Origin of the sequence: Saccharicrinis carchari, from assembly GCF_900182605.1 — a bacterium.
Taxonomy (GTDB): domain Bacteria; phylum Bacteroidota; class Bacteroidia; order Bacteroidales; family Marinilabiliaceae; genus Saccharicrinis; species Saccharicrinis carchari.
In genome coordinates this window covers 324,483-342,523 of record NZ_FXTB01000003.1, presented here as the reverse complement: position 1 = coordinate 342,523, position 18,041 = coordinate 324,483, and the positions used below count along the sequence as shown (strand labels likewise).

Below are 18,041 nucleotides of genomic sequence, written 5' to 3'. Positions count from 1 at the left end.
ATATTTTATTAAACGCTTTCTATCTTTTATTGAAAACACCAGATAGCTCCTATTTTATAGTTATAACCCTAAAAATAAATCTCTATTTGGATAATGCCTCGGCACCTCCCACAATTTCCAATATCTCGTTAGTAATGGCGCTTTGGCGAGCCTTGTTATAGCTTAACTTTAAATCGCCTATTAGTTCGCTTGCATTATCGGTAGCTTTATGCATTGAGGTCATTCTGGCGCCATGTTCGGCAGCTATCGAATCTAATAAGGTTCGGTAAAACATGGTGGTTAACGATTTGGGTATCAGTTCCTGGATGATAGTTTCCTGTCCCGGTTCGTAAATGTATTCTGAAAGATGCAAAGAATCGGGCTCAGGCAATTCTAAAGGCAAGAATTGTTCTATATTTACTTTTTGTTGTCCCGGGGTTAGAAACTCATTATAAACCAATAAAACCTTATCGTATTTTTTATTTAAAAAACCCCCTATTATCTTATGCGATATATCCGCTACTTTGTTAAAATCCGGCTGGACGTATATATCGTTAAATTGTTGGGCACAGCTAATACCCGCGCTTTTCAACAGCTTTTCGCCCTGTTTACCAATAGCCCAAAAGTCGATGAAATTATTTTTATAATGCGACGGAAATTTTTCTTTTACCAGTAGGTTTACTTCCTTTACCACATGCGAATTAAAAGCACCACACAAGCCTCTGTTACTGGTAATTACCACTATCAGTACACGGTCGGCCTCCTGGTTTTGAGCCAGTGGGATAAGGATATCCTCATCCATGGTTTTCAGTAAATCGTAAACAATACTGTTCAACTTATCGGCGTAAGGTCTGAAGCTAACGATATGGTTCTGCGCTTTTTTTAATTTGGCTGCCGACACCATTTTCATTGCGCTGGTTACCTGACGGGTAGTTTTAACCGACTCTATGCGTGATCGTATATCTTTTAAGTTGGCCATGCACTCTTGCTGTTTACTATTCGTTTTGGGGTTTAAACCTGCGGGCTACATCGGCAGCTACTTTTTGCAGCACATCGGTTTCCTTATCTGTAAAAATGCCCTCACCCAGTGCGTTAATTACGTCCTTATGTCTCATTTCCAGGTCGTCGAGATAGCTTTGCTCAAATTCTTTAATTTTATCCAAAGCCACATCCGCCAATAAGCCCTGTGTGCCGCAATAAATGAGTGCTACCTGATGTGCTACTTCAACGGGTGAGTACTGGGCTTGCTTGAGCAGCTCCACGTTTTTTCGTCCCTTGTCTAAAACAGCTTTGGTAGCCGCATCCAAATCAGAGCCGAACTTCGCGAATGCTTCCAACTCGCGGTATTGCGCCTGATCCAGTTTTAAAGTTCCTGCCACCTTTTTCATGGGTTTTATTTGGGCATTACCCCCTACACGCGATACCGATATACCCACATTAATAGCCGGTCGCACACCCGCATTAAACAGATTCCCTTCCAAAAATATTTGTCCATCGGTGATAGAAATAACGTTGGTAGGTATATAAGCCGAAACATCGCCGGCTTGCGTTTCGATAATAGGCAGAGCGGTAAGGGATCCTCCTCCTTTTACTTTCCCGCGGATGCAGTCCGGCAGATCGTTCATTTGTGCTGCGATTTCATCCGACTCGATAATTTTTGCCGATCGCTCCAACAAACGCGAATGCAGATAAAAAACATCACCCGGATAAGCTTCACGACCCGGTGGACGACGTAATAACAGCGACACTTCGCGATACGACACCGCTTGCTTTGAGAGGTCGTCGTATATAATTAGTGCAGCCCGCCCGGTATCTCTGAAATACTCACCCAGGGCAGTACCCGTAAACGGCGCATAGAATTGCATAGCTGCCGGATAGGCGGCACTTGCTGCCACCACGGTGGTGTATTCCATTGCACCATGTTTTTGGAGCGTGTTTACAATTTGAGCCACGGTAGAGCTCTTTTGTCCTACAGCAACATAAATACAATAAACCGGCTTTCCTTTTTCAAAATTCTGACGCTGGTTGATAATCGTATCAATAGCAATGGCCGTTTTTCCGGTTTGGCGGTCGCCTATGATTAACTCTCGTTGTCCTCTGCCAATAGGAATCATGGAGTCGATTGATTTGATACCGGTTTGCAGGGGTTCCTGCACGGGCTGGCGGAATATTACACCCGGAGCTTTACGTTCGAGCGGAAATTCGAATAGCTCTCCGTCGATACTTCCTTTACCGTCGATGGGATGGCCGTTCGTATCGATAACACGACCCAACATGCCCTCACCTACTTTTACGGAGGCGATGGTGCCGGTACGCTTTACTATGTCGCCTTCTTTAATATCGTCGGTTTGTCCCAACAAAACCACTCCCACGTTATCCTGTTCCAGATTAAGTACAATTCCCTTACAGGACTCAAATTCCACCAGTTCATTGGCCCTTACGTTGTTAAGACCGTATATACGTGCAATACCGTCGCCTACCTGAAGAACGGTACCTACTTCTTGCAGGTTGCTTTCTGCGGTAAAACCTTGTATTTGTTTTTTTAATAGTTCCGAAACCTCGGCGGGTCTTATATTTTCCATTGGTACAATTTAACTCAACAATTTCTTTTTTAATTCCTTTAGTTTATTGGCTATGGTTGCATCAATCATTTTACCATCTACCATTAAAACAAAACCTCCAATAAGCTTGTCCCTGACCCTAACAGTAAGTTGTATTTTTGCATTTAACTCCTGCTGCAACATCTCACTTATCCGTGAAAGGTGATCCTCCTCTAAAGGAACAGCTGTGTATAAGGCTACCGACTTGATATTTTTTTCTTCCTTATAAAAGTCAATCACATTACGGGCAATTGAGGCCAGCAAGGGCTCGCGTTTATTATTGACCATAATGGTAAGGAAATTTAGGGTGAGCTGATTTACACGCTTCTCAAAAACACCTTTTAAAGCCTTTTTCTTTTTACCTGGTTTAATAACCGGGCTATTTAAAAGCTCATCAAACTCCGGCACGTTATTGCAATAATCCAATAAAACGGTCATATCGCCATACACCTGTTCCACCGCTCCTTTTTCCTTGCTTAAAAGAAATAATGCTTTGGCGTACCGTACTGAAATTAAACTGGCATTCATTAATTAAAGTTTATGTTTTCGAGGTACTTATCGATTATAGCCCTTTGTTTTTGGTCATCCTTCAATTCGGTTTGGATGAGCATACCCGCGATATCAATAGACAATTCGGCTACCTGTTTTTTCATTTCTTTGATAGCAGCATTTTTTTCAGCCTCTATTTGCTTACGTGCCAAACTGATTATTTTTTCCGATTCGTTGCTAGCACCCAGCTTGGCTTCGCTCAGTATTTTATCTTTTAGTTCGCGTGTTTCCTTTAACAATTCATCGCGTTCATTCCGTGCGTCGTCCATCATTTCCTGCCTTACCTTTACCAGATTTTCCACTTCGGCTTTGGCTCGTTCAGCGGCTTTGAGGGACTCCTCAATGGTTTCGCTCCTCATGTTGAGGGCATCCAGTATAGGTGTCCAGGCATATTTTTTAAGAATAACCATCAAAATAACAAAAGAAACGGTTGTCCAAAAAACCAGGCCCGGATCGGGTGTCAATAAAAAATCCATATGATTTACATTTTATCCTTTAAGCCATGCCACCACAATAGCAAAAAGAGCGGCACCCTCAATAAGGGCTGCGGCAATAATCATGGCTGTTTGAATTTTTGTGCTTATTTCGGGCTGGCGAGCCATGGCTTCCATTGCCCCATTGGCTAATTTTCCGATTCCCAGCGCGGCGCCCAATACAATTATTCCTAATCCAACAACGGTAAGAGAACTTGTCATAATAGTTAAATTTTATAGATGTTATGTTTAAATAAAAATTAATGTTCTGTATCCTGTACAGCCATGCCAATAAACAGGGCCGACAACAAGGTAAATATATAAGCTTGCAGCAAAGCTACCAATAACTCCAGCATAAACATAATAAGGCTAAGCAGTATAGATACCGGTGCGATGTAAATCGATTTTAAAACAAAAATAAGCGATGCCAAACTCAGAATGATAATATGACCAGCGGTTATATTGGCCAATAAACGAATCATTAAAGCAAATGGTTTTGTAAACAGTCCAATGATTTCTACCGGCACCAAAATCAGCTTTACGAAAAACGGCACCCCTGGCGCTATCAAAGTATGTTTCCAGTAGTTGGTGGTACCATTAATGTTGGTTATAAGAAATGTGAACACGGCCAATACCATTGTCACCGAAATATTACCCGTAAAGTTACTCGCGCCCGGGAAAAAAGGAACCAGTCCCAGCATATTATTGATCCAAATAAAAAAGAAGACCGTAAGCAAGTAAGGGGCAAACCTGCGTGCTTTCTCTTCGCCAATCTGCATGCGCACTATGTCGTCGTTAACAAACTGTATTAGGGGTTCCATAAGGGCCTGAATACCTTTGGGCTTGGCAGGCCCGTTTTTATAACTTTTGGCCACGGTCACAAAAATCCAGATAAGCAAGGCAATTGAGAGCCACATGGACCAAACGTTACGTTTTAAGGAAAAATCCAATGGTGCAGTGTTAATGATATGCCCTTCTTGGTCGTACTGTATTGTCCCGTTGGCATCGCTGTTATAAATTTTACCGTGATGATACAAAAAATAACTTCCCTGACTTTCTGCTATATGGGTGTCATTATTGAAGCGCGAATACAAAAAGCAATGGACTTTACCTTTATCGTATAAAATAATGGGCAGTGGAATTTGGATGTGGATTTGCTTATCGCCCTTCCCCCACGAAACAATATGCCATACATGCGCATCGGCAATGTGGTGCATAATCATTTCGGTAGGATCGAATGCTTCTTCCTCTCCATTGGTATTTGAATCCTTGTTGGAAGCATAGGTTGTTGAGAAGAGTATGCCGGTTGATAATACCAGTACCAAGAGAAACTTATTCATTACATTTTTAAAATATTATCGGATATTAAAACTTTCACTTACTCCTTTACGATATACATAACAAAAAAGTTTAGGTAAATAAGGTAATTTGCCATAAAAACTAAGGCAATGATATCCTTCTCTACCCAATCTCTTTCCATTACCGGCCACAGATAAACCAATGAGGCCAGCATTTTTACCCCTATGCTGACCAAAAACACACTTAGATAAAAATGGTTAAAATTTTTTTTTGTCCATTTAATGGTAAAAGCGCAAGCACTAAACAGAACCAATAGAAACAACTTTATTTCACCCACTTTGTTCAGCAATTCGCTGTAATGAAAATGTGCCAATGCAAGGTTGAATATCAGCAATACGAGAAAGAGAGCCAGGTATAGCAGTATTCGGTTCCGCAGCTCATTGGTGGCCATGTCACTTTTTAGTATCTTGAACGGGAGGCACACCCGGCTTCGCATCCAATCCCATAGCACATTTACCGGTAAAAACAGCGCCGGGCTCAATGGTTAGTTTATTGGTTCGTATGTCGCCATATAATTTTGAAGTAGATTTTAACGAGAGAAGTTCTTTAATCTGCACCTTGCCTTCTAATACACCCTCAATTTCGGCATTAAGGCAATCTATCTCTCCTTTTATTTTTCCTTTACCTCCTACTACAACCTTACCTTTTGACGATATATTCCCTTCAACTTCTCCATCTATCCGTATGCTCTCGGTAGTTTCGATGTTACCCGTTATTTTTGTACCTACACCTATCAGATTATGCGATTTTGTTTCCGGTTCGTACGACTTTGCCATTGTTTTATATTTTTTTGTGTTGAATAATTTCATTGTCCTAAAGCAAATAAAACGCTAAATATACTGTTTCTATTTTAATAATCTTTCTATTTTTTTCAACTGCATCTTTTTATTCACCTGACGCATTTTTTTTGCGGTAGCAGTATAATATACATGCTTACTTAAAAAAGCAAATTGTTTTTTGTTCCATTCTTTTTGCGACATCTTACCATTGTGTTCGCACAATTCCTCCCAAAGTTTCAACGACAGAGGCACAAAATCGGCGCGACCCAGGTAATCCAAATCGGCATCTTTGAGTACCATTTCCATTAAATTATTGGGTTCGGCATTGCTCTCAGTTGCCATAATTAATTGGCTTATGGTTTCTATCTCATTTTTTCTGAATCCATAATGAGGCAGCATTTCCCTTACTATCCTAACGCTCTGTACCTCGTGGTGCTGCGGATTAACCATAAAGCCGGTATCATGAAAAAGAGCAGCCGTTTTTACCAGTAATAGATTTTTACTACTTAAGCCTTCGGCTCGGCCCAGTACTTCAACCTGAGTACAAACGTCAATGGTGTGCTGTATGTTATGGTATGTTACCGAAGCCGGCAGTTCTGTCTTCATCTTGGTCAATACCACCTCCTCAATATCGTCATACCTTATCCATTGCAATTTGGTAAAAAACTCTTCGTTTGGTCGCTTTCCTAGTTCGCCGTCCGACAAATGGGGCATTATTCCTTTTACGAAGTACATATCTGTTTCGCCTTTATATTTTATGGGCATTTTACCACGGTACTCACAAACAAAAAAATCTTTAATAAGCTGATAACTTACCCCGGAAACATTAATTTTACCTGCCACTCCCGAGGATTCCATCCGGCTTGCAATATTTACCGTATCGCCCCAAATATCAAAAGATAGCTTTTTACGCCCTATCACCCCGGATATAACACTACCGGTATGAATCCCTATCCTTAATTCCCAAAAGTCTTTTCCATCTTTTTGGGCTTCTTCACCCGTTTTTTGCATAAACTGTTGCATTTCAATAGCCGCCATCACCACTTCAATAGGGTTGGTTCTGTTTTTTTCGGGCAAACCGCCGGCACACATGTATGCATCGCCTATGGTCTTTATTTTTTCAATTTTATATTTCTCAGCCACCTCATCAAAATGCACAAAAAACCTATCCAGCTCATCTATTAATGTTTCGGGATTCATGTGCTCAACTATTTTTGTAAAGCCCTGAATATCGGCAAATAACACGGTTGCTTTTTCGTATTTAATGGATCGTCGCTGCGCAAGCTTCCTGTATTCTGCCGTTTCGGTTGTAGGTTGATTTAAATATTTTTGTAACAAAGGGGCAATGGAGTCCCGATGAAAAGGAAATAGCTTTCGTTTTGCGCCCTTTTTAAAACCAATTTTGAGCAATAATAAACCCGTTACAGCTACCAGCAGTAATATTACTGTAGAAACTAAATATCCATTGAGCGAAGGAGCTATATACAAATAAATGGTTTGTACACCCTTTTCCGATTCCAAAATAAATTGGTAGTTGCCTTTTTCTAAGTTACTATAGGTAACACTATTTTTATAGGTCCACTTACCAAAGGTTGCATCATGCCCCTTTAAATAAAAACGTCGTAATTCTGCCGAGTCGGGATGTGCAGGCACAAAGTTAAACTCCACAAAGTCAAGTTTACTTTCAACCGCGCACACCGTATCCAAAACAGATGGCCTATTGAGGGTATCACCGGATAAAACAATTGAATTAATCATCCTTTTTGCCTCTTTTTGTAATAAAGAGTAACTTAGCTCCGCATAAATACCTATTTGCGTTAGGAACAGACAAATAGCTAATAAAGTTATTTTTCGTATCCCCGGGATTAAGACTTTTAAAGTCACAGTAGATTGTTTTAATCTTTATTCTTTGATTATTTACCAAAAGTAGTATATTTATTTCGCAAAAATAAACGCTTAACATTTAAATAAACATCATGGAGAAAACAGAAAACATAATACTGATACCATATGACTTTACCCAGGTTGCCATGCACGCGGTAGCTCATGTCAAATCGCTTTCTCAACGAAATGGTGCACAAATTTACCTGTTACATATTGTTAAAAAAGATACGGATGCGGATGAGGCGCTAAAAAAACTCACACAGGAAAAACAAAAAATTAAAGATAGTTACGGTATAAATGTGAATCTTGTTGTTAAAGAAGGAACTATTTTTAAAACCATAAAAGAAGTTGCCTCTGAAATAAACGCCAATTTGGTGGTTATGGGTACCCATGGTATTAAAGGGCGACAAAAGTTAACCGGCAGTTGGGCGTTAAAAGTAATTGTAGGTTCCAAAATTCCGTTTTTTGTAGTACAGGATAAACCTACGGATTCAGAGGTTAAAAAAATTGTTTTCCCGGTAGATTTTAAAACCGAGAATAAAGAAAAACTCTATTGGGCGCAATACCTGTCCAGTTTTATGGAAACGAAGGTATTTTTATTTAGCAGCTCTACCAAGGATGGTGTAATTGAACCCAGAACCAAAGCCAACCTGGTATTTTGCAAAAATTATCTGGAAGAAAAAGAGATCAATTATGAGCTTTCCTTATCTGATGGTAAAGGATCCTTTGCTCAGGAAACGATAAACTTTGCCAATACTATTAATGCCGATGCCATTATTATTATGACTACCCGTGACATTGCTTTCCATGATTATATACTTGGAGCCAACGAACAACATATTATAGCCAATAGCTTTAAAGTACCCGTTATGGTTATTAATCCACGAACCGATTTAATGAAATACGGATACGGGGCGTTTTAGTCATAACAGCGCATCTTAAACCGAAATGATTAAACAACGCCACCCGCAAGGCGTTGTTTTTTTTAGGCAGCATAATACTATCGCAGCCATTAAAAGCGTTTATACCCATATGGAACTTGTTTTTGCAACCAATAACCAGCACAAGCTTAGCGAGATTAAAAACATACTTGCTTGTGGAATTGTGCTGAAAAGTTTGAAAGATATTAACTGCTCCGAAGATATTCCGGAAACAGGCCTCACCCTGGAAGCTAATGCCACACAAAAATCGGCATATATTTACAACAAATATCATATAAATTGCTTTGCCGACGATACGGGCTTGGAAGTAGAAGCTCTTAAGGGGGAGCCCGGGGTGTATAGTGCCCGATATGCCGGCGATGAAAAGGATGCTATCCGGAACATGAACAAATTGCTGGATAAGTTAAGGGATGAAGCCAATAGAAAAGCGCGATTCCGAACCGTTATCTCATTGATATTAAATGGGAAAGAATATCAGTTTGAGGGCATTGTAAACGGACACATCACACGCCGGCAATCGGGAAGTAAAGGTTTTGGGTACGACCCCATTTTTATACCCTACGGATACGATATAACCATGGCTGAAATGGAACCGTCGGCAAAAAATAAAATAAGCCACAGAGCCCGAGCCATAAATAAAATGGTTGAGTTTTTAAATAAATTATAGCGCTGCTTACAAATTACACCATATGAAGCCGAGTACACTTTTTCTGTTTACCTCATTAATTTTTACATCCATAAAAGCACAGGTGCCTGTTGGTCAATGGCAGGATTATTTGTCGTTTTACCAAGTACATAGTGTGCAAAAGGCAGGTAATAAAATATATGCAGCCACTGATGTGGGACTTTTTTCGTACGATACGCAGGAATATGCTCTCGAAAAACTAAGTAAACTAAATGGACTATCCGATGTAGGCATAAGCGCAATAAAATCCTCCCCCGCCTCAGATATGCTGGTGGTAGGCTATACCAATGGAAAAATTGATATTGTAAGTAATGCAAAAATCTACACCATCCCTGATTTATTTTTGAAAGAGATGAATGTCAGCAAAAAAATCAATCATATTTATTTTGAGGGCAACAAAGCATTTTGCTCAACCGATTTTGGTGTTGTGGTGCTGGATATCGTTAAAAAAGAAATAGCCGACAGCTATATAATTGGCGAAAACGCAAGCAATATAAAAGTTATGCAAATGACTGCCTCTGCCGATTCCTTTTATGTAGCTACAGAACAAGGCATTTTGGGGGCTCCCATCAACAGTAACTTACTATCCTTTTACCAAACCTGGAAAAGGGTTAGTGAGGACAGCAAGGCGTATCTTTCCGTGGCTTCCATTGATAACACCATTGTTGCATCCAGAACAAACGGTACTTCGGTCGATATTCTTGAATACCGCCACGGGCAATGGGAATATAAGTTTACAAAAAATAGTTTTGTTGGGCTACAGGCGCTTAATAATGGAATTGCCGTCATTTCGGCCAAAACCATCGACCTTTACGATGAAACACTTAATAAAACAGCTAGCATCAACAGTTTTACGCTGGAAGGAAAAAGCATCAACCCTAATTTTTCAGCTATTTGCATAGATGAAAATAACACAAAATGGGTAGGCGATGCCGCTCAGGGTCTTATTCAATTATCCAGTACCGGCGATATGCAAATAGTACCAGATGGCCCCGCATCTAACAATTGCTTTAAATTAAAGGCAACGGCAAATGCACTTTGGACCGTACGGGGTCTGCCCCACCAATTTAGCCCAATCCGAGTTCCGGCGGAATGTTCCATCTATCGTAACGGGACATGGACACGCTTAGATAACAACAATCCGTTTTTAAAAAACGCCTATAATTTAAACGACATAGCGATTGACCCACATAATGAAAATCATGCTTTTGTAAGCAGTGCCTTTGCAGGCATTTTTGAGATAATGGACGATGCCATCATTGAACATTACACCGAAACCAATAGTGCCATTGTACTCAACTCGGGATGGCGATTGATAAATGGGGTTATGTTTGATAAGCAGGGAAATCTGTTTGCCAATAACCAAAATATACTATATCCCATAATTGTAAAACCAAAGATTATTAACGAAAATAACAGCGAAAATAACTTTGGATGGTACGGCTATGATTATATTCTTGAAAGCGAGAAATCAAAGCCCTGGCTCCACCAGACTATTCAAACTTCGTGGGGACATTTTTGGGCTGTATCCTTCCATAACCCCCCAGGCTTATTTATATTCGACCATGCCGGCACCATTGATAATTCGAGCGACGACAGGTACAGATATGCCGGCGATACCAATGATTCCCGGGCTTCAAAAATGCTAATCTGGGACGATGATGGCAAAGAAGTATTATCTACCATATACTGCGTTGCAGAAGATAAGTCGGGTTATGTTTGGGTTGGCACCAGTGCCGGTATTCTGGTTTATTACCGCCCAAGAGAGGTTTTTAATATTGAAAAACCCGTGGCCTCAAGAATAAAAATACCGCGCAACGACGGGAGTGGCTTTGCCGATTATTTATTAGAAAATGAGCATATCAGTGTTATTGAGGTAGACGGCGCAAACCGAAAGTGGATAGGAACCGCCAATAATGGTGTATATCTGGTTTCAAGCGACGGCACAAAAACAATCAGCCATTTTAATAGCAACAACAGCCCCCTTTTATCCAACAACATCAAATCCATTTCCATCAATCCCAGAAGTGGAGAAGTATTTTTTGGAACCGACAAAGGAATCGTATCCTATCGCGGAACATCTACTGAAGGAGCAACCAATTATTCAAACGTTAAAGCATTTCCTAATCCTGTACGTCCACAACATCAGGGCCCCATAACTATTACCGGTTTAATGGAAAACTCAACCGTTAGCATAACCGATATCAGCGGAAAAATAGTATATCAAGCTATTTCTACAGGAGGACAGCTTGTATGGAACGGAAGGAATGTATATAACCAAAAGGTTTCGAGCGGAGTTTATTTGGTTTTGGCCACCGATACAGAAGGGTCGGAATCCATGGTGACAAAAATAATGATAGTACGATAAATTAATGACACCGAACTATTTATAAGTTATCGAAAACACCAATTAAATTCAGCTTGCCCCAATATAGCCGAACTTTAATTTTTAAAAAGTTATTCCTGAATTAAAAACCAACCCACAGCCCCTTATTATTATTGCTGAATGTTATGCTTAGTCGCTATCGAAGATAAAAAGAGGTCGTGAAACAAGGTTCGATGCAGCCAACTTTTTTACTTAACAAACATTGCATGACGTATAAGTATGGCATTATTGCTATCCTATCCCAATCATTTAATGAAATCAATAAGTTTTTATACTTTTGAGTTTTAAATACGAACCTACATTTATAAACTCATCACATGTCGCGAAAAATTGTTACTGCTTTATGGCTTCTGGTACTGACGGGGCTACTTGTATTTGCTTATTTTCATTTTTCCACCTTAAAAAATTTTAAAAATAATCAAACCATAAAAGCAGTCCCCACCGATGCTTCGCTCATCCTTCAAATTCAAAACCCTAAAAACCTTATCGGCATCTTATTAAACGATGTGAAATACATGGAAGCCCTGCAAGCATTTGCCGGCTTCAAGGTTTTTAACGCGCACCTTAACAGTTTGCAAAACGATTCTGTTTTTAACACCGGACTTATCCGATCACTAAAAAGTAAAGCCCTTACCATTTCGTTTCACCCCCTCGGAAAAAATAACGTGTGCCCTTTATACACCTATGCACTTAACAATCAGGCCGAAGAAAATAAAATACTTTCCTTTCTGGACGAAAACACTGGGGGGTGGATTATCGACAAACGAAAATACAATACCTCCCCTATCTACGCTATAAAACTAAAAGGCCGTCAAGGACAAGTTTTTGCCAGTTTTTACCGTGGTATTTTAATGGCGAGCAGTTCCTCCATATTAGTAGAAAACGCATTGAGGCAGTTGCGAACTGAATTTTCTCTTTTGGAGGATACCACTTTTAATAAACTTTTTAAAACTTCGGGCAACAATACCGATGCCAATATATTTATCAACTTTGAACGCCTTCCCGAAGCACTATCACCGGCTTTTAAGCACCTGCAAAGCAAAAAGCTTGGTTTTGTAAAAAACATTGCCAGCTGGGGTGAGCTGGATGTAAACCTGAACGACAACCACCTACTCATCAACGGCTTTTTATACTCGGCTCAATACCAATCAAAAATAAACACTTTATTTGAGGGAATGAGTGCCAACTCAAGCAAAATAAATAATGTAATACCCGACAACACCAGTTTTATGTTATCGTATAGTTTTGACCATAGCCGAAAACTGAAAGACCGGCTGATGACTTATTTGAAGCAAAACAATCAATTTGAATCGTATACAATAGCGTATAATAAACTAAAACTGCGCGGCAAACAAAACGAAGTAGAAAAAAGAATATTTGAACTCATCGACAAGGAATTTGCTTACCTTATATGCCACTCAAACGATGTGCAGGGCGAAGACGACAAATACCTAATTGTGAAAACCCAGAGCAAATCGAAAACACTTAAATTACTCGGAGAACTTACAGACGAAACACTCGTCCCGGTATCCTTTTATCAACTGGATGCCCAAACAAAACAACCCATCTACAGCAGCCAATCCTCGGCCGTATTCCCGCTCATGCTGCGTACATATTGTCCGGATTCGCCACAGAAATTTTTTACATTTATTGATAACTACCTGGTATTTGCAGACTCTCAGAAACAATTATCCAACATTGTTTATGCTAATATTCTAAATAAGACCTTACAAAACAGCAAATATCACAACGAATTTTCTAATAGGTTCGCATACAAGGAAAACGCCTTTGTTTACATCGATTTTTCTAAAGCGAAAAACTTGCTGCCCACAACCGGCAAGCATGCCTTATTTAACCCCAGTAAACCCCAGCAAGAAGCGCTGAATAAATTTTACGGTGCAGGCATTCAGCTTACTGCGGCCAACGATCTGTTGTATGTAAATGCTTGTATCGAATATATGCCGCAGCGCCAAAGCGAACCGGAAACGGTATGGCAGAGCGGACTCGACAGTACTATTATCGGGAAACCCAGTTTAATGATAAACCATTACACGCGCGAACGTGAAATAATGGTACAGGACAAGTCGAATATGCTTTATCTTATCTCCAATTCGGGCAGGATATTATGGAAAAAGAAACTTGGTTCACCCATCTTGGGCGAGATAAGCCAAATAGATTATTACCGAAACAATAAATTACAATACCTGTTTAATACGGCCAATAGAATATATTTACTCGATCGCAATGGCAACAACGTGGATAAATACCCGATTGAATTAACCCATAAGGCCACCAATCCCATTGCCATATTCGATTACGATAACAACCGCAACTACCGCATATTTGTGGCCTGCGCCAATAAACAAACCTATGCCTACGATAAAACCGGCAAACTGGTTACCGGATGGAACGCCAAACCCACTGAGGGTACTGTTAGTCTGCCTTTACAACACTTTAGGACTAATGGCAACGATTACATCGCTTTTGCAGATAACAAACGCAACTATATTTTAAACCGCAGGGGCAAAGAACGTGTGAAGCTAAAATCCGATTTTGTGAGAAATACCAATAGCAGTTTTTATTTAGTAACCAAAAACAACCACACCTATTTAAGTACAACCGACACCAAGGGCAACCTACAACTTATTAATTTAAGCAATGGCGATGTGAAGCAGCAAACACTGCTTAACTCATCGCAGGAGCACTTTTACCTGGCTTATGATATGAGTAGTAAAAATGGTACGGAGTCTATTTTAGTATCCGGAGATAAAGTAATGGCATTTGCCGCAAGTGGCAAAAAAATATTTGAGCTTAAGATAGACGGGAAGCTTCTTCCGGCAGCAGATACTTATTTTTTCTCGAGCAATAATAAAAAAATTGGTGTGTTCGATGCCCAAAACAATAAAATATACCTCATCAACAGCGATGGCAACCTGTACAAAAACTTTCCACTAAGAGGAAAGTCCAGATTCAGCATTGGGTTTTTGAATAAAAAGAGCACTAAATTTAACCTTATCGTAGGTGGCGAAAACAATTATCTTTACAACTACGAGGTAAAGTGACAACACATACTTAAAACTATTGTTATGAACAGATTAAAAATAGGGGTACTAAGTGTATCCAACCATCTTTTAAAAAGGATTGTTTTACCTTTAAAAAATACCAAATACTGCAAAATTTATGGAATTGCCTCGCGCAACCCCAAAAAAGCCGAAGCATTTGCACAGAAATTCGACATTGAAAAAGTGTATGCTGACTATCAAGAACTCATCGAGGATCCGATTATTGATTTTGTGTACATACCCTTACCCAACCACCTGCACCTGGAGTGGGTGGTAAAGGCTGCAGAGGCGGGTAAACACATTTTATGCGAAAAACCCATCGCATTAAATGCACAAGAGGCCATGCAATGCATAGAAGCGGCGCAAAAAAACAAGGTTCAATTGATGGAGGCATTTATGTATAAATTTCACCCCCTATGGATTTATGCCAAAGAGGTGATTACCACCAACCAAATTGGCCGCATAATGTACATTCATACCTCATTCGCCTACCACAACCCGGCACCCGATAATATTCGGAATATTAAAGAATTTGGTGGTGGCGCCCTTATGGACATTGGTTGTTACGCTATATCCTCTTCACGTTTTTTGTTGGATGCCGAACCCCAAAGAGTAATGGCCATCCATCAACAGCACCCCGAGTTTAAAACGGATACCTTAGGATCGGCCATAATGGATTACGATGGAAGACATGCCAGCTATACGGTATCTACCCTGAGCCAGGCCAACCAAGGTGTTGATATTGTAGGCAGTTCGGGTCGCATTAGGATACCTGTCCCCTTTAACACCTATGTAGATACCCCTTCTGAAATAATTATTAATACAGCCCAGGGCGAACGTAGCGTTAGCTTTGCGGTATGCGACCAATATGGTTTGATGTTCGATGCGTTTTCGGAATGTCTTATAAAAAAAATGCCCCTACCTATTGAACCAACGGATGTCCTTAACAACATGAAGGTAATAGATGCGGTGTTTAAATCGGCTCAATCGCAACAGTGGGAGCGCCTGTAAATAATAATGTGGGATGAAAAAACTTCCCTTATGAGAATTTTGTGTAGTAGGGAAACCCGGGGGTATAACAATACATACGGATTACTATAACAGCTTATATAGAATTTAAGGTAAATTTTAAAAAACAATTTAACACAACTATGAATAGTAAAATTGGGCTAAAATTGCTCGTAGTAGTCATCTGTTTAACATTCACTTCGCCAATATATGCCCAAGAGGCAGATCACAATCATCACCATCACCAATATGAATTAGGGTTAGCAAATTCAGCTGTTTATTTTCCAAAAGAAAAAGAAACGGCTTACGGCTTGCACCTTCATTTAATCAGGAATATTAAACATTCAAAACTTGGATTCGGACTTGCCTATGAAAGGATTTTTGATGAGCACAGACACAATACAATTGGTTTGGTTGGAAGTTATAATCTTTTTGAATCTATGCATATTAGTTTATCTCCAGGAATTACCTTCGAGGATAATGAAATGTCAGCATTAAGGTTTGCCTTTCATGCAGAGGCTGCTTATGGCTTTAATTTGGGTCATCTCCATCTTGGTCCAATGCTTGAATTTGCTTTTGATCCCGAACATTATCATATTAGTGTTGGATTACATGTAGGATACGGCTTCTGAGTTTGTTTTAAAAGCATAACGGTAGAGCGAGAATTGGTGGATTTGAAAATAAAGAAGGAAAAGCAACAGCATACATTGTGATTTTTTCATATGCACTGCGGATATAGAAGTATTAGCCATCCATTTTTCGTATTTGTTGATAGCCTTGAAGCCTTTACTCCCAAGGGTATTCATATACAAAAGAACCTGAAGCGTTAAAGCTCTAAGTAATTCACCTCTATATCTTGCTTCAGAAAGAAGCCTGCGGTTTGCTTAAATTTATTCACATTTTCGGTGGTATAAAATATTACCTTACCGTTTTTGGTGCATTTGGCATCCATTTCGGGATGTCGTTTTAAGTAGTTCACCAGGCTTTTAGCAACAATTTCGCCCTGCGATAGGATGGTACACTCATACGGAAGATATTGCTTTATTTTATCTAATAGCAAAGGATAATGTGTACAGCCCAATATAATGGTGTCTATAGCTTTATCCTGGCTTAAAAGAGCATCGATATTTTTTTTAATAAAGAAATCAGATCCCGGCGATTCTGCTTCGCCGTTCTCAACCAAGGGTACCCACATAGGACAGGCTTCTTGAAAAACTTGTAAATGCTTGGCTACTTTTTTTATCTCCAGTGGATAGGAAAGCGACTGCACGGTTCCCAGCGTTCCGAGCACACCTATTTTATTGGTTTTGGTGTATGAACCCACTACTTCGGCACTGGGCCGTATTACGCCCAATACGCGTCGGGTGGGCGCTATTAATGGCAAGTGGTTTTGTTGAATATTCCGCAGGGCCTTGGCCGAAGCGGTGTTGCAGGCCAAAATAATAAGGTGCACACCCATCGAAAAGAGTTTTGTAACTGCTTCGAGCGTATATTTATTTACCACTTCAAAGGAGCGTGTGCCGTAGGGTGTTCTGGCATTGTCGCCAAGATATAAAAAGTCGTATTGGGGTAACTGCTGCGTAAGCTGTTGCAGTACGGTTAATCCCCCATATCCCGAATCAAAAACTGCTATTGGCCCTTTGCTCGAATTCATAATACGATGATAACAAAAAAGGATGGTTATTACAACCATCCTTTTTATATAACTTGATTAGCTTTTGGCTACTTTAATTAAAAAACCGCTGTAAATACGCTTAACAGCTTTTTAGCCAAAGCATGCAGTGCTTAATTAGCAGTAGCGGCCAACTTAGCCTTCACCAGGTCTTCCACATCCGTGCTTTGCTCCGAATGATAAATAACAACTCTGGAGCTGATGTCGAAAATATAAATAAAACCATTTTCTGCACCTACCTCATCAATCGCTTTTTGTATTTTTTCGATAATGGGCTGTAGCAATTGTTGTTCTTGTTGTTGTAGGTTTTGCTGTGCCAGCATCTGAAAATTCTTCAAGCGCTCACTAATTTCCTGAATTTCCTTTTCTTTGGTTGCACGAATCAACTCAGGCAGGGTATCGCGCTTTTGCATATAGTCCGTGTACTTGGCATCCAGCTCTTCATTCATCACCTTCAGGTTCTGCTCTAATTTTTGCGCTTCGTTCTGCAGTTTTTTATCGGCTGCCACCTTATCCGGTAGTTCCGTAACCAACTTTTGAATATTTACATGGCCAAACTTTAACTCCTGGCCAAAAGCGCTTGAACTAAAAACAACCGCTACAACAACGAATAGTAATTTTATCGATTTCATAAGTCTCTTTTTTGTTTTGTCACACTTGCCTG

The 18,041-nt window shown here is 39.9% G+C and carries 17 protein-coding genes; 6 read left to right on the top strand and 11 right to left on the bottom strand.

Annotation, left to right across the window (positions count from 1 at the left end):
• Nucleotides 1-82: 82 nt before the first annotated feature.
• The 9 genes from atpG to FN809_RS08125 form a co-directional block, all read right to left on the bottom strand.
• Nucleotides 83-958 carry an ATP synthase F1 subunit gamma gene (gene atpG / locus FN809_RS08165; protein ID WP_142533008.1) on the bottom strand — a complete coding sequence of 292 codons (876 nt, stop codon included), beginning with the start codon at nucleotides 956-958 and terminating at the stop codon, nucleotides 83-85.
• A gap of 16 nt (nucleotides 959-974) precedes the next feature.
• Nucleotides 975-2,561 (bottom strand): F0F1 ATP synthase subunit alpha, encoded by a 1,587-nt coding sequence (gene atpA, locus FN809_RS08160; RefSeq protein WP_142533007.1) that lies wholly within the window; start codon nucleotides 2,559-2,561, stop codon nucleotides 975-977.
• A 9-nt stretch (nucleotides 2,562-2,570) separates the two neighbouring features.
• Nucleotides 2,571-3,107, bottom strand: a complete 537-nt coding sequence (atpH, locus tag FN809_RS08155) for an ATP synthase F1 subunit delta (protein WP_142533006.1) — start codon at nucleotides 3,105-3,107, stop codon at nucleotides 2,571-2,573.
• On the bottom strand, nucleotides 3,107-3,604 hold the full coding sequence (atpF, locus tag FN809_RS08150; protein ID WP_142533005.1) for a F0F1 ATP synthase subunit B: 498 nt from the start codon (nucleotides 3,602-3,604) through the stop codon (nucleotides 3,107-3,109). Before atpF ends, atpH begins: the two co-directional genes overlap by 1 nt.
• Nucleotides 3,605-3,616: 12 nt before the next feature.
• Nucleotides 3,617-3,823, bottom strand: coding sequence for an ATP synthase F0 subunit C (gene atpE / locus FN809_RS08145; protein WP_142533004.1), 207 nt, complete (start codon nucleotides 3,821-3,823; stop codon nucleotides 3,617-3,619).
• A gap of 38 nt (nucleotides 3,824-3,861) precedes the next feature.
• Nucleotides 3,862-4,941, bottom strand: a complete 1,080-nt coding sequence (atpB, locus tag FN809_RS08140) for a F0F1 ATP synthase subunit A (protein WP_142533003.1) — start codon at nucleotides 4,939-4,941, stop codon at nucleotides 3,862-3,864.
• A gap of 38 nt (nucleotides 4,942-4,979) precedes the next feature.
• Nucleotides 4,980-5,351 (bottom strand): hypothetical protein, encoded by a 372-nt coding sequence (locus FN809_RS08135; protein WP_142533002.1) that lies wholly within the window; start codon nucleotides 5,349-5,351, stop codon nucleotides 4,980-4,982.
• Between the two features lies 1 nt (nucleotide 5,352).
• Entirely contained in the window at nucleotides 5,353-5,736 is a 384-nt protein-coding gene (locus FN809_RS08130) for a bactofilin family protein (protein WP_142533001.1), read from the bottom strand.
• Nucleotides 5,737-5,805: 69 nt separating this feature from the next.
• Nucleotides 5,806-7,497, bottom strand: a complete 1,692-nt coding sequence (locus tag FN809_RS08125; RefSeq protein WP_142533000.1) for an adenylate/guanylate cyclase domain-containing protein — start codon at nucleotides 7,495-7,497, stop codon at nucleotides 5,806-5,808.
• Nucleotides 7,498-7,715: 218 nt separating this feature from the next.
• Between FN809_RS08125 and FN809_RS08120 the strand changes: the two genes are divergently transcribed.
• The 6 genes from FN809_RS08120 to FN809_RS08095 all read left to right on the top strand — a co-directional run bounded on the left by FN809_RS08120 (nucleotide 7,716) and on the right by FN809_RS08095 (nucleotide 16,337).
• Nucleotides 7,716-8,546, top strand: coding sequence for a universal stress protein (locus FN809_RS08120; RefSeq protein WP_142532999.1), 831 nt, complete (start codon nucleotides 7,716-7,718; stop codon nucleotides 8,544-8,546).
• A 25-nt stretch (nucleotides 8,547-8,571) separates the two neighbouring features.
• A complete protein-coding gene (locus tag FN809_RS08115) occupies nucleotides 8,572-9,231 on the top strand; it encodes a non-canonical purine NTP diphosphatase (protein WP_246095533.1) in 660 nt (219 codons plus the stop codon).
• A gap of 22 nt (nucleotides 9,232-9,253) precedes the next feature.
• A complete protein-coding gene (porZ, locus tag FN809_RS08110; protein WP_142532998.1) occupies nucleotides 9,254-11,617 on the top strand; it encodes a type IX secretion system anionic LPS delivery protein PorZ in 2,364 nt (787 codons plus the stop codon).
• A 335-nt stretch (nucleotides 11,618-11,952) separates the two neighbouring features.
• Nucleotides 11,953-14,697: a hypothetical protein gene (locus FN809_RS08105; RefSeq protein WP_142532997.1), complete on the top strand. Its 2,745-nt coding sequence runs from the start codon at nucleotides 11,953-11,955 to the stop codon at nucleotides 14,695-14,697.
• Between the two features lie 24 nt (nucleotides 14,698-14,721).
• On the top strand, nucleotides 14,722-15,708 hold the full coding sequence (locus FN809_RS08100; RefSeq protein ID WP_142532996.1) for a Gfo/Idh/MocA family protein: 987 nt from the start codon (nucleotides 14,722-14,724) through the stop codon (nucleotides 15,706-15,708).
• 140 nt (nucleotides 15,709-15,848) lie between these two features.
• Nucleotides 15,849-16,337 (top strand): hypothetical protein, encoded by a 489-nt coding sequence (locus FN809_RS08095; RefSeq protein WP_142532995.1) that lies wholly within the window; start codon nucleotides 15,849-15,851, stop codon nucleotides 16,335-16,337.
• Nucleotides 16,338-16,531: 194 nt separating this feature from the next.
• On the opposite strand, the gene murI is transcribed toward FN809_RS08095, so the two are convergent.
• Complete coding sequence (murI, locus tag FN809_RS08090) at nucleotides 16,532-17,359, bottom strand: glutamate racemase (RefSeq protein ID WP_221929387.1); 828 nt, start codon at nucleotides 17,357-17,359, stop codon at nucleotides 16,532-16,534.
• Between the two features lie 131 nt (nucleotides 17,360-17,490).
• A complete protein-coding gene (locus tag FN809_RS08085) occupies nucleotides 17,491-18,009 on the bottom strand; it encodes an OmpH family outer membrane protein (protein ID WP_142532993.1) in 519 nt (172 codons plus the stop codon).
• Nucleotides 18,010-18,041: the final 32 nt, after the last annotated feature.